Source organism: Reinekea sp., assembly GCF_982785585.1.
The window spans coordinates 32,487-43,028 of the sequence record NZ_CEYAVF010000033.1; the positions used below are offsets into that span (position 1 = coordinate 32,487).

14 protein-coding genes are annotated in these 10,542 nt (G+C 56.5%); 5 read left to right on the forward strand and 9 right to left on the reverse strand.

Annotated elements, in window-relative coordinates:
• Nucleotides 1-216 precede the first annotated feature (216 nt).
• Together AC4FIC_RS12585 and AC4FIC_RS12590 are read left to right on the forward strand one after the other, a co-directional pair.
• The gene (locus AC4FIC_RS12585; protein ID WP_100257637.1) at nucleotides 217-675 is read left to right on the forward strand and encodes a hypothetical protein; all 459 of its coding nucleotides are present in this window, start codon (nucleotides 217-219) and stop codon (nucleotides 673-675) included.
• A 172-nt stretch (nucleotides 676-847) separates the two neighbouring features.
• Nucleotides 848-1,408, forward strand: coding sequence for a hypothetical protein (locus AC4FIC_RS12590; RefSeq protein ID WP_476195052.1), 561 nt, complete (start codon nucleotides 848-850; stop codon nucleotides 1,406-1,408).
• 42 nt (nucleotides 1,409-1,450) lie between these two features.
• Here AC4FIC_RS12590 and AC4FIC_RS12595 read toward each other — a convergent pair whose 3' ends face one another.
• The gene (locus AC4FIC_RS12595; protein WP_100257639.1) at nucleotides 1,451-1,762 is read right to left on the reverse strand and encodes a YqcC family protein; all 312 of its coding nucleotides are present in this window, start codon (nucleotides 1,760-1,762) and stop codon (nucleotides 1,451-1,453) included.
• A 34-nt stretch (nucleotides 1,763-1,796) separates the two neighbouring features.
• A complete protein-coding gene (locus AC4FIC_RS12600; protein ID WP_100257640.1) occupies nucleotides 1,797-2,402 on the reverse strand; it encodes a MarC family protein in 606 nt (201 codons plus the stop codon).
• A 198-nt stretch (nucleotides 2,403-2,600) separates the two neighbouring features.
• On the opposite strand from AC4FIC_RS12600, the gene AC4FIC_RS12605 reads away from it, so the two are divergent.
• The 3 genes from AC4FIC_RS12605 (at nucleotide 2,601) to AC4FIC_RS12615 (ending at nucleotide 4,930) form a co-directional block, all read left to right on the forward strand.
• Nucleotides 2,601-3,422, forward strand: a complete 822-nt coding sequence (locus AC4FIC_RS12605) for a sterol desaturase family protein (RefSeq protein ID WP_227003665.1) — start codon at nucleotides 2,601-2,603, stop codon at nucleotides 3,420-3,422.
• Nucleotides 3,423-3,534: 112 nt separating this feature from the next.
• Nucleotides 3,535-4,563 carry a DUF3549 family protein gene (locus tag AC4FIC_RS12610; protein ID WP_273285190.1) on the forward strand — a complete coding sequence of 343 codons (1,029 nt, stop codon included), beginning with the start codon at nucleotides 3,535-3,537 and terminating at the stop codon, nucleotides 4,561-4,563.
• Nucleotides 4,550-4,930 (forward strand): YchJ family protein, encoded by a 381-nt coding sequence (locus AC4FIC_RS12615; protein ID WP_273285192.1) that lies wholly within the window; start codon nucleotides 4,550-4,552, stop codon nucleotides 4,928-4,930. Before AC4FIC_RS12610 ends, AC4FIC_RS12615 begins: the two co-directional genes overlap by 14 nt.
• Nucleotides 4,931-4,962: 32 nt before the next feature.
• Here AC4FIC_RS12615 and AC4FIC_RS12620 read toward each other — a convergent pair whose 3' ends face one another.
• From AC4FIC_RS12620 to AC4FIC_RS12650, 7 genes are all read right to left on the reverse strand, one after another.
• Nucleotides 4,963-5,679, reverse strand: a complete 717-nt coding sequence (locus AC4FIC_RS12620) for an SDR family NAD(P)-dependent oxidoreductase (RefSeq protein ID WP_100257643.1) — start codon at nucleotides 5,677-5,679, stop codon at nucleotides 4,963-4,965.
• 249 nt (nucleotides 5,680-5,928) lie between these two features.
• The gene (locus AC4FIC_RS12625) at nucleotides 5,929-6,516 is read right to left on the reverse strand and encodes a cytochrome c3 family protein (RefSeq protein WP_100258763.1); all 588 of its coding nucleotides are present in this window, start codon (nucleotides 6,514-6,516) and stop codon (nucleotides 5,929-5,931) included.
• Nucleotides 6,517-6,541: 25 nt separating this feature from the next.
• A complete protein-coding gene (locus AC4FIC_RS12630) occupies nucleotides 6,542-6,994 on the reverse strand; it encodes a nitrate reductase cytochrome c-type subunit (protein WP_100257644.1) in 453 nt (150 codons plus the stop codon).
• Between the two features lie 9 nt (nucleotides 6,995-7,003).
• Nucleotides 7,004-9,499 carry a nitrate reductase catalytic subunit NapA gene (napA, locus tag AC4FIC_RS12635; RefSeq protein ID WP_100257645.1) on the reverse strand — a complete coding sequence of 832 codons (2,496 nt, stop codon included), beginning with the start codon at nucleotides 9,497-9,499 and terminating at the stop codon, nucleotides 7,004-7,006.
• A complete protein-coding gene (locus AC4FIC_RS12640; RefSeq protein WP_490359419.1) occupies nucleotides 9,496-9,858 on the reverse strand; it encodes a chaperone NapD in 363 nt (120 codons plus the stop codon). Before AC4FIC_RS12640 ends, napA begins: the two co-directional genes overlap by 4 nt.
• 12 nt (nucleotides 9,859-9,870) lie before the next feature.
• The gene (gene napF, locus AC4FIC_RS12645) at nucleotides 9,871-10,410 is read right to left on the reverse strand and encodes a ferredoxin-type protein NapF (protein ID WP_158524365.1); all 540 of its coding nucleotides are present in this window, start codon (nucleotides 10,408-10,410) and stop codon (nucleotides 9,871-9,873) included.
• Nucleotides 10,411-10,412: 2 nt separating this feature from the next.
• Nucleotides 10,413-10,542, reverse strand: a 130-nt coding sequence (locus AC4FIC_RS12650; protein ID WP_476195054.1) for a periplasmic nitrate reductase, NapE protein, incomplete at its 5' end; no start/stop codon positions are given.

Sequence of the window (10,542 nt, forward strand, 5' to 3'; positions counted from 1 at the left end):
CGACCGGTACTAGAAAAAAGTTTGCGACCCATGCACGCGGATAAACAATACCCTATCTAAACAATCAACCTTGATCCGCCAACCTTCTTTACAGCGGCCTGACATGGCGCGAAAATTCGCCCTGCCGGTTAGATGGCGTTTTCAACCGGTACAACAGTTTGTGATTATAAAAAAATCACATTATCTAAATATTCATTTTGGTACTGGAGTTATCATATGAACCTTTCTCTAATTAAACCCCTAACCCTAACGGCATTGGCCCTGGTTTTTTCCGGCACAGCCATCGCCTCCGACCAGTCAACCTATACCGCCTGGTCATGGCAACGCGGTAACACGGTCAACATCCCAGAAGCTCGGGTCGCTCAGCTTTGTGGCGATATAGACGGCTGTGAAGTTCGCATTGCCATGTACAACTGGGACGGCTCCGGCCGCACCGCGTCGCGCAGCTCACTATTTTACTACAACACCCGCAACCGCGCCTGGCGAGCTGAGGCCGGCGATCGGGCCGGCACCAGCAACAACAACCAAACCGAACACGTGATGAACGCCTGGTCCTGCTACTTCACCGATGGCAACTATTCACAGTGGTACAACCATGGCGATCTGGACGGGAACTTTGCGGTACTGTCTTGGAACCAATACAACGCGACTTGTCGCGTCACCCTGGTCGATTAGCCTAAGGCTTTAGCGTGCTAGCAAGCGGTTAAAAAATCGAACGCAAGGGTTAATCAACTGGATTGCGATGTAGTTGGCCAGAGCGAGGGCAGCGCAATCCGGTTTAACTTAGTCAGCAAGTAAGACAGTCAGCAAACAAGACGATTGGCAAACTAGGAGGGCCGGCAAGCAGATGAAATTAATGTTAACTTTTTTGGCGCTACTCGGTGCCGGCGCCATGCTGCTCCTGACACTAATTTGGCTTGGGCCGGGAAGCGCTGCGCCCAATCTCGAGGCACCGCTGGTTGAAAGAGCTGGCCCCCTAAAACGGATCAGTGCTTGGCAGGCGGCGTCAGACTCGGCACCGACCGCAGTGCCAGATACGCCCGTTATTGCCGACTCGCCAGGGCTCGACGTGGCCGACCGTCAAACCTGGACCATGGTGCCGGATGACAGCCACGATTGGGCACCGGACGGCGGATATAGCCCACACGAGCCAACGCCCGAGAACGCCGACATGCTCGCCTGGGGGGAGCGGGCCGAAGAGGTTAATTTGCCCACGACCCTCTGCTGGGGCGGGAGTTGCGCCGACGAACGACATCTAGATGTGCAGCCAGACCCGGTAACGGCGGAACAGATCGATCAGGGCTGGTTGAATGTTGAGGCGCTCCCGCCCCTGTTCGAGGTCACGGACGAAAGCGGTCCGTCTGTGATCACCGGTCGCTCGGGGCTGCCCGAGCCTGAGCGCGACTAAGTACCCTAGGCCTGGCTTAGACTGCCGACAAGCGCATTGAGGTTAGGCCAGCGCCCGATCCAGATCGCGCACCAACGCAATCAGCGTGGTGACCTTAGCACCCTCAGCCTTTAGTGCCTCCTCCGCATAGGGTGCCACCTGCGCACCCATCGGCATGGGCCGGCCGGCATCGATAAGCGCGCGCAAGCGGGCGAGATAAATCCATTGTAACCATTCTAAAAAGTCCATGCTGTTGATACAGAATGGGTCGGTACTCATCATCGCCTCGGCTGAGGGGGCCATACTCTGCCACCGGCCGTCGCGCATCATAAGCGCCTGTATCTCATCTAATATTACACTAATCGATTTGGACATCTTTCCCCCTGACTCTGCGCTAGCGGTACAAAACCTAATTTAAAAAATTGTCGATACCGGTAAAGATAATTTCCGCCGCCATGGCCGCGAGAATAAGACCGCTCAGCTTGGAGAGTATATTCAGCCCGGTGCGACCGAGCAGTTTTTCGATGCTACCGGAGATGAACAACATGCCAGCCACTGCGAACAAGGCCGTTACCATGCCCAGTAGACCGACCAGGCTTTCCGTCATGGATGGTAACTCGGCACCCAACACCAAAATGGTACCGATGGTCGCGGGACCGACGATGATCGGAATGGCCAAGGGCACAACGGACACATCATCGCGTTCCTCGTTCGGCAAACCCTTGGCATGTGATCGGGTGCCGTGATTCACCAAACTGACCGCGGTTAAGAACAGCAAGGCGCCCGATCCGATCCGGAAGGAGTCCAGCGTGATGCCAATAAGCTCGAATAGGGGCGTGCCGACGAAGAACAGTACCGTTCCGATACCGCCAGCGACCAGGGTCGCACGGATCGCGATATGGCGTTTGGCGGCCTGACTTTCGCCATGGGTCAAGACCAAAAACATCGACACCACAAAAAAGGGAGCAAAGAGAAACAGGAACTTAATCGCAATGGAGATATAAAGATTAAACATACAACCTCGACCGGGCCAGTAATGAGAGGGGCGGCAATATATAGGGTTAATTGGCCGCAGGACAGTGCTTGTTTGGTTATTTCATTTGTTACGTCACTCTAGCACAGCTCGGCGTGCGATCGATTCAAAAGTTGGGGCTGTTCAAGCGCTGCAACTGGGTATATTATATAAAACTAATATATAGCGGAGTACAGGCCCATGTTGGTCGAACAAGCAATGCTCTTTCGCCTCTCAGCCTTTGTGCTAATCCTCTTTTTGATGCTCAGCTGGGAAAGCTGGCGTCCGGCGCAGAGCGGCTATGGCCGCGGCCAGGCTCGCTGGCGCAATAATCTGGCGCTGGCCCCGATCAACATTGGCGCAGCCGCCCTGCTGGGTCCCTTGACGGCCGTCAACGCGGCGAGCTGGGCCCAAGCCGAGAACTGGGGCCTGCTGCCTCGACTGATCGACAATCCATACGTGCTGATAGGGCTGGCCATTGTGTTATTGGATCTGGCGATCTATGCGCAACATCGCTTGGCCCATCGCTTACCCTGGTTTTGGCGCTCACATCGGGTCCACCATGCCGATCCGGGCTTCGATGTGACCACCGCGGTCCGCTTTCACCCGCTGGAAATCCTAGTCTCAATCCTGATCAAGACCGTGGTTATTGTCCTGCTCGGGGCACCGGTGGTGGCGGTTATCCTATTCGAAATATTGCTCAATGGCATGGCCATGTTTAACCATGCCAATGTCAATCTCTCGGCTCGGGCGGAAAAGACCGTGCGCAGCCTCTGGGTGACCCCGGCCATGCACCGCATTCATCATTCCCTGCGCGCCCGGGAACATCACTCTAATTTCGGTTTTAGTCTGTCCGTCTGGGATCGCCTGTTTAAGACCTATACAGCGAGTGCGCACGCAACACCGATCCAAATCGGTCTACGCGCTTATCCGAGCCTGGCACAGACTAGTCGCCTCTGGTCGATGCTCGGTTTACCCTTCCAATCAAAGTCCAGAGCGCAGCGCTCGGGGCCGTCCTCGTAAGGACGGTGGCATTAACGCAGATTGCCTATTTGCTTGAGTTCGAGCGGTTAGGGTCGACTCCCGCATAGCGCTCGCTATAATGGCGATTTGATTATGACAGGACACCTGCGCCATGAACGTACCCAGCCTGTCCGGCTTCTTAGCCCTGAGCGACGCAAAGTATCGCTTGTTTGACCTCGGCACCCAACTGCGACCCTTGCCCGACGACAGCCTCGCGAGTCTGGACCAGGGTCTGCCCTACCCCTATCCCTATCTGGGTTACGGCTGGCTGGTGATCTTTAGTTGGCACCCCCAGGTGAGCGAACAAAATAGCCTCTGGTTTCTCAAATTGCCACTCGATGAGCAGGGCATTGTCTCCGCCGCCGCGCATGGCGAACTGGTCAACCGCCTGTATCGCTCGTTGCAAACCGATGACGCGCAAGAACGACAACGCCTGCTCACGGACCATCTGTTTCACTTTAAACCCGATACCGACAAGATGGCTGCCCTGCACGCGACGGCCACTGCCCTATTGGGTCTGCCCGCCAGTCAATATCTGCCCACGGCGGAGGAATTTTTACTCTCAAACAATGACGCCATCGACTGGCAGTCGATTGGCTTGCAGGGCATCGCTGACTTTGTCGTCCGGGCGAGCGAGGCAGACCTAGGCCAGCTGGCCGGTCGGCTAACGCCATTGGCTGAGGCACCCTTTATCGCCTTGACCGGACAATTGGAGCATCGCAACCTGAGCACATCCCTGGTGTCGGCGCTGATAGCCAAGGCCCAATTGGACCCAAATCAGATCGCCATCGAAAATGCCTGTCTCAGGGCCTGCTCTCAGTCGACCGACGCCCAGCTTTGTCAGGCGCTGATCGACCGTCGGTTGTCCGCTCCGGACGTGAGTCTGGAGTTTCTCTTGATCGTGCTGAGTCGCTACAGCACCCTGCTACAGGACACTGACCGAGCGTTGTTAATCATGGATCAACTGGCCCAGCTGGCCGATGCCGACGGTTTTCACCGCCTGGTCACCCACCTGGTGATGCAACCGGGTCTGGCGCAGTTGATGCGTACCCTACTCGGCCACCCGCGCCTGACCCCAGCCTTGGCTAATGCGATCGCCCTGCTGTTGCAGACCCAGCGGAGTCGCCATGTCCAACACTGAGGCCTGTCCCTGCGGCCTGGAGGCGAGCTATCTCAGTTGTTGCGGTCGCTTTATTGACCTGGGCGCACCCGCTCAGAGCGCCGAACTGCTGATGCGCAGCCGATACAGTGCCTTTGTCCGCGCCAATCGGGCCTATCTGTTAAAGAGTTGGCACCCCGATACTCGCCCGGACCTAGACCAGGCCGAACTGGACCGAGGTGAGTGGCTCAAATTAGAAATTTTGACCGTCAAACCCGGACTGAAAAAATCGATTGTTGAGTTTAAGGCCTACTATCTCGAGGCGGGGGTGCAACGCTGTTTGCATGAAACCTCCTTGTTCAAAAAGGTTAAGCAGCGCTGGCATTATGTTGAGGCATTGGCCGAGTAAGTGGCGTGGTTCAATGGTTCGCGCCAATCGGCCTAGTAGCCAGACACATCGAGTACCTCGGTATGGCTCACCGGTTCAGCCAAACGCCGATAGATATTCTGCGCCACGGTTTCAGGCGCCGCTAACTGGCCATTCTGGTGCAATTGGATAAAACTCTGTACCTGACTGAATTGCGCCACACTGGCTTCGCGCAAGGTGGCTTGCATCTGCGTCGCCATAACACCCGGGTCCAATATTGCGCACTCGATCGGCAGAGGCTGCAAACTCTGCTCCGCGGCCATAACCCGTAAGAAATGATTCACCCCGGCCTTACTGGCGCAGTACAGGCCCCAACCGTCGATGGCGCTGTGCGCCGCCCCAGAAGAAACAAAGGCAGCCACTTTTCGAGCCGGGTAGGCCCCAAAATGATATTGGTAACGGCCAAGGATCGAGATCGGCACGGTGAAATTGACATCCAGATGTTGCCACCACTGTTTGGGCTCACTTAAGGCTAGGGGACCAATGGGGCCGATCGTCGCGGCATTAATGATCAGCTGAACCTCATCCCAGCGCTCGCGCGCCAGGTCGGCCAGCATCCGATCGACGGTATCGATAGCCGCTTCACGGCGTGACATATCGAGCTCAAGGTGTTCGTCTCCGCTGCCGGAACGAGACAATTCCAGCACGGTAAAACCCTGCTGCTGATAAAGCGCTAACAGGGATTTACCCAGGCCGCGTGACCCGCCAATTAAAATACAAACCTTTGCCATGCCGTGTCGCTCCACTTTATTGCCTCACATTACTGAGCCCAAAAATCACCCTATTCCCCGCCCAATGCAGCCTTGGCGCCGGACAACACTATAGTACTGCAGATGAAAGTCTAGTCGAATTGGCCCCCTCTAAGGATCCCAGGCAAGGCTCCAATTGAGGGCACTGGATGCCGCATGAGGGCTCGGGAGGCTCATCAGCCGGACAGAGTCCGGATTGACCATGGGCTCATGTATCGCCCGATTGGCCGACTACTCCCAACCGGGGACGCCGCTCATATCGGGCAGGTGATGGGCAATGCCCTTGTGGCAGTCGATACAGGTCTTATCGCCGCTGGCCAAGGCTGTGCTGTGTTGGTTCGAGGCACGTTCGCTTTGGCGGGTAAAGTCCATCGCAGCGAACTCGTGACAGTTGCGGCATTCCAATGAGTCGTTGGCTTTAAAGCGCGCCCATTCATGCTCGGCCAACTCACGGCGCTTGGCCTCAAACTTCTCCCGCGTGTTAATAGTACCAAAGACCTTACCCCAGACTTCTTTAGAGGCCTGGATCTTACGCGCGATCTTGTAGGTCCATTCGTGCGGCACATGGCAATCGGAACAGGTTGCGCGGACGCCGGAACGATTCGAGAAGTGGATGGTTTCTTGTAATTCAACATAGACATTGGTGCGCATCTCATGACAGCTGATGCAGAATGCTTCGGTATTGGCCGCTTCGAGTGCGGTATTAAAACCACCCCAGAAGATAATCCCGGCGACAAAACCGCCCAGGGTTAAAAAGCCCAAGGAATAATGGCTGGCTGGCCGTGCCAAAACCCGCCAGCTGGAAATTAATAGAGACATAAAGCGGCTCCACATATACTTCTCCTTAATGGCTGGCGCCGGCTTTGAGAAACAGTTCATCCATGCTGATAAAGTCGTTTTCAATAAGCAGCTTGACCGACTGTTGTGAGGCATGGCATTGGGTACAAAAATAGCGATTGGGCGATACATCGGCGAGAAAATTACCATCTCGATTCATAAAGTGAGTCACCGATATCATCGGTGCCTGCGAGTCGGCGACGCGCAAACGGTTATGACAGGACAGGCATTTATTCACCTTTAAATCGATCTGATAACCGGCGATCTTATGCGGTATGGTCGGTGCCGCCATCGGATAATCCCGCACCCGACGCTGGTCGTTATTTATTTCGTCGGCCATGGCCGGCGGCTGCGCAGTGTCGAGTAGCTCCGCTGAGCCGCGCAGGGTGGCGACCTGATTATCAGCCTGGGCAAGACTCAATAGGACCAGCAGACTACAGAGGGCGAATCGTTTTTTCATTGGGATCTCCTATACCTTAGCCACTTTGACGGCACATTTTTTATAGTCAGTCTGTTTGGAAATCGGATCCATGGCATCCAAGGTGCACTTATTAATCAGCTGACTGGCATCGAACCAGGGCACGAAGATCAAGCCTACGGGCGGTTTATTGCGGCCACGCGTTTCCACTCGGGTGCGGATTTCGCCCCGCCGAGACGCCACGCGAATTTCATCACCGCGCCGCAGGCCGCGACTGCGAGCGTCGTCTGGGTGCATATAGCAGAGTGCATCGGGCAGGGCGTTATACAACTCCGGCACACGCTGGGTCATCGAACCGGAGTGCCAATGCTCGAGCACGCGGCCGGTCGATAACCAGAGATCGTATTCGGCATCGGGGCTTTCTGCTGGTGGCTCATAGGGCAGCGCAAAGATAATCGCCCGGCCGTCTGACTTACCATAAAACTGCACGCCTCGACCCGGCTCAACATAGGGGTCATAGCCTTCGCGAAAACGCCATTGGGTTTCCTTGCCCGCCACCACCGGCCAACGCAGGCCGCGTTCTTCGTGGTAGCGATCGAAGGGGGCCAGGTCGTGACCGTGACCGCGCCCGAACTCGGCGTATTCTTCAAACAGGCCCTTCTGCACATAAAAACCGAAGGCGTCGGCCTCATCATTGGCGTATTTTTTGTCGACCTCATCCAGGCCAAAACGGTCAACTGTGCCATTGCGAAACAGCACATCGAACATCGACCGGTCCTTGTAGTCTGGATTCGCCGCCAGCAGCTCGGCCGGCCAAACGTCTTCCATGGTGAAGCGCTTGGCGAACTCCATAAGTTGCCATAGATCGGAGCGTGCTTCGCCCGGTGCTTGGGTCAACTGGTGCCAGAATTGGGTGCGCCGTTCGGCGTTGCCATAGGCGCCCTCCTTTTCCACCCACATGGCGGTCGGCAAAATCAAGTCTGCCGCCTCACAGGTCACGGTTGGATAAGCATCGGAGACCACGATAAAGTTTTCCGGATTACGGTAACCGGGATAGGTTTCCTCCATCATGTTGGCGGCCGCCTGCATGTTATTGTTCACCTGGACCCAGTAGCAATTGATCTTACTGTCCTTAAGATGGCGGTTTTGCAGCGCGGCGTGGGCACCCACCTTGGACGGCACAGTGCCTTCCGGCAGGCGCCATATTTTTTCGGCCCGCAGGCGGTGGGCTGGGTTAGTCACGACCAGGTCTGCGGGCAGACGATGGGCGAAGGTGCCCACTTCACGCGCCGTGCCGCAGGCCGAGGGTTGCCCGGTCAGGGAAAAGGGGCTGTTGCCCGGTGCGGATATTTTGCCGGTGAGCAGGTGCAGGTTGTAGATCATATTGTTCATCCACACTCCTCGAGTGTGCTGATTAACGCCCATGGTCCAGAGAGACATCACCTTGGTCTTCGGATCGGCATAGATGTCGGCCAAGGCGCGCAAGGCCGGTTCCGAGACGCCCGATTCCTTGGCGGCATAGGCCAGGGTATAGGGCTTAACAAACGCCGCGTAGGCTTTAAAATCGATGCTTTCAGAGTCGTTCGCCGTGGCGGCGTTTTTCGCCTGCTGCTCCAATGGGTGCTCCGGCCGCAGGCCATAGCCAATATCGTCGGTGCCCTTGCGGAAGTTAACGTGCTTGGCAACAAAGTCCTTATTGACTCTATCATTCTCAATAAGGTAATTGGCCAAGGCATTAGCGATGATCAGATCGGTTTGCGATTTGAACACCATCGGGATATCGGCCAGATCAAAACTGCGATGTTGGTAAGTCGACATCACCACCACCTTGACATGAGGATGCGAGAGCCGACGATCGGTAATGCGGGTCCACAGAATTGGATGCATTTCGGCCATATTCGAGCCCCATAAGACAAAGGCATCGGCGTGTTCGAAGTCGTCATAGCAGCCCATCGGTTCATCGATGCCGAAGGTGCGCATAAAGCCGGCCACGGCCGAGGCCATACAGTGGCGCGCATTGGGATCGAGATTATTGCTGCGGAAACCGGCTTTCATCAGCTTGACCGCCGCGTAGCCCTCCCAGACGGTCCATTGACCCGAACCGAACATGCCAATGGCCTCAGGACCCTTGGTCTTGAGTGTGGCTTTCCATTTCTCGGCCATAGCATCGAACGCCTCATCCCAAGACACTGGCGTAAATTCACCGTTCTTGTCATACACGCCATTGGTTTTGCGTAACAGCGGTTGGGTCAAGCGATCGCGGCCATAGATGATTTTGGCGAGAAAATAGCCCTTGATGCAATTAAGACCCCGGTTCACCGGTGACAGTTGATCGCCATGGGTGGCGACCACCTTGCCGGCCTTGGTACCGACCGAGACCGAACAGCCGGTGCCACAAAAACGACAGGGTGCCTTATCCCATTGGATTTGATTTTCCGCACTGCTGGTGATCAGGTTGGTGGCCTGGACGGGCATCGATAAGCCCGCAACTGAGGCGGCTACGGCCGCGGCTTGCGCCTTAATGACGTCACGGCGGGTCAGCTTCATAGGGTGCTCCTAGCGATAATCTGGGCTGGGTCGGGGTCGGCTTTACCGAGTATCAGACTCGACATTTCAATTTCCTGATTGAGGTACTCAGACGCTTCGGTATGGTGTGCCACCAGGGTCGCGCTGAGCACGCCCTCGATAGTCTGCAGCGCCTCGATTTGCTGCATCACCTGACGGGCGGTCGGCGCACCGATGACCAGTACATACTTGCCCAGTTCGTCCTGTACCACGCGTTCAACACCCGCCAGGGTGTCCATGGCCAGCTCAATCGCCAGACGATGCTCTGGCCGGCCGTGCAGGATCACGCTGACTATGTGTTCTTCATCCGTACCGGTATTCAGGGCTACTGCGTTTCTCATCGGGGTTGCATCCTATCGGTTCGAGCCCGCTGCAGAGGTCTCCAGCGGATTAATGAACAAGCTGTTGACCGGGCAGACCGACACGCATTCGCCACAGGCCACACAGACGTCGGGGTTAAACACCGGTTGCGGTGTGGTCAGCGTGATCGGAAACTCGATAGCCTGGAGATCACAGGCATCCTTACAGGCCTGACAGGTCACGCCCTGATTGGCCAGACAGTCACCACTCACGCTGACCTGCCCCATCGGCCAGGCCGGTGCTCCGGGCTGCAAGGCCTGTGGCTGGCAGGCACTGATACAGTCGCCACATCCGGTGCACCCGGCGGCGGAGAAATTTAGCTCCGGAAAACCACCGTCGCCGCGCACGATGATCTGGCTCGGGCAGGCCCTAAGGCAGGCTTCGCAGCGGCTGCACAGGTCGATAAAGTCGGCCTCCGCCCGGGCGCCGGGCGGACGGCAGGGCACGAGCGATGCTGTCCGGCCGGGGTGCAGCAGGCGTTTAAACAGGCCGCGGCGCGCGGCATTGGTGGGCAAGTAAGCTGACGGCGCCACCCTCAATAGGTGCTCGGACCGAGTAACAGCTGCGACATCCAGATGGCCAACCCGTAACCGCCCACCAGAACAATGGTCATAAAGGGAAACAAAAACACCGTTATAAATAGGAAGGCTCGGCGCTCATGCTTT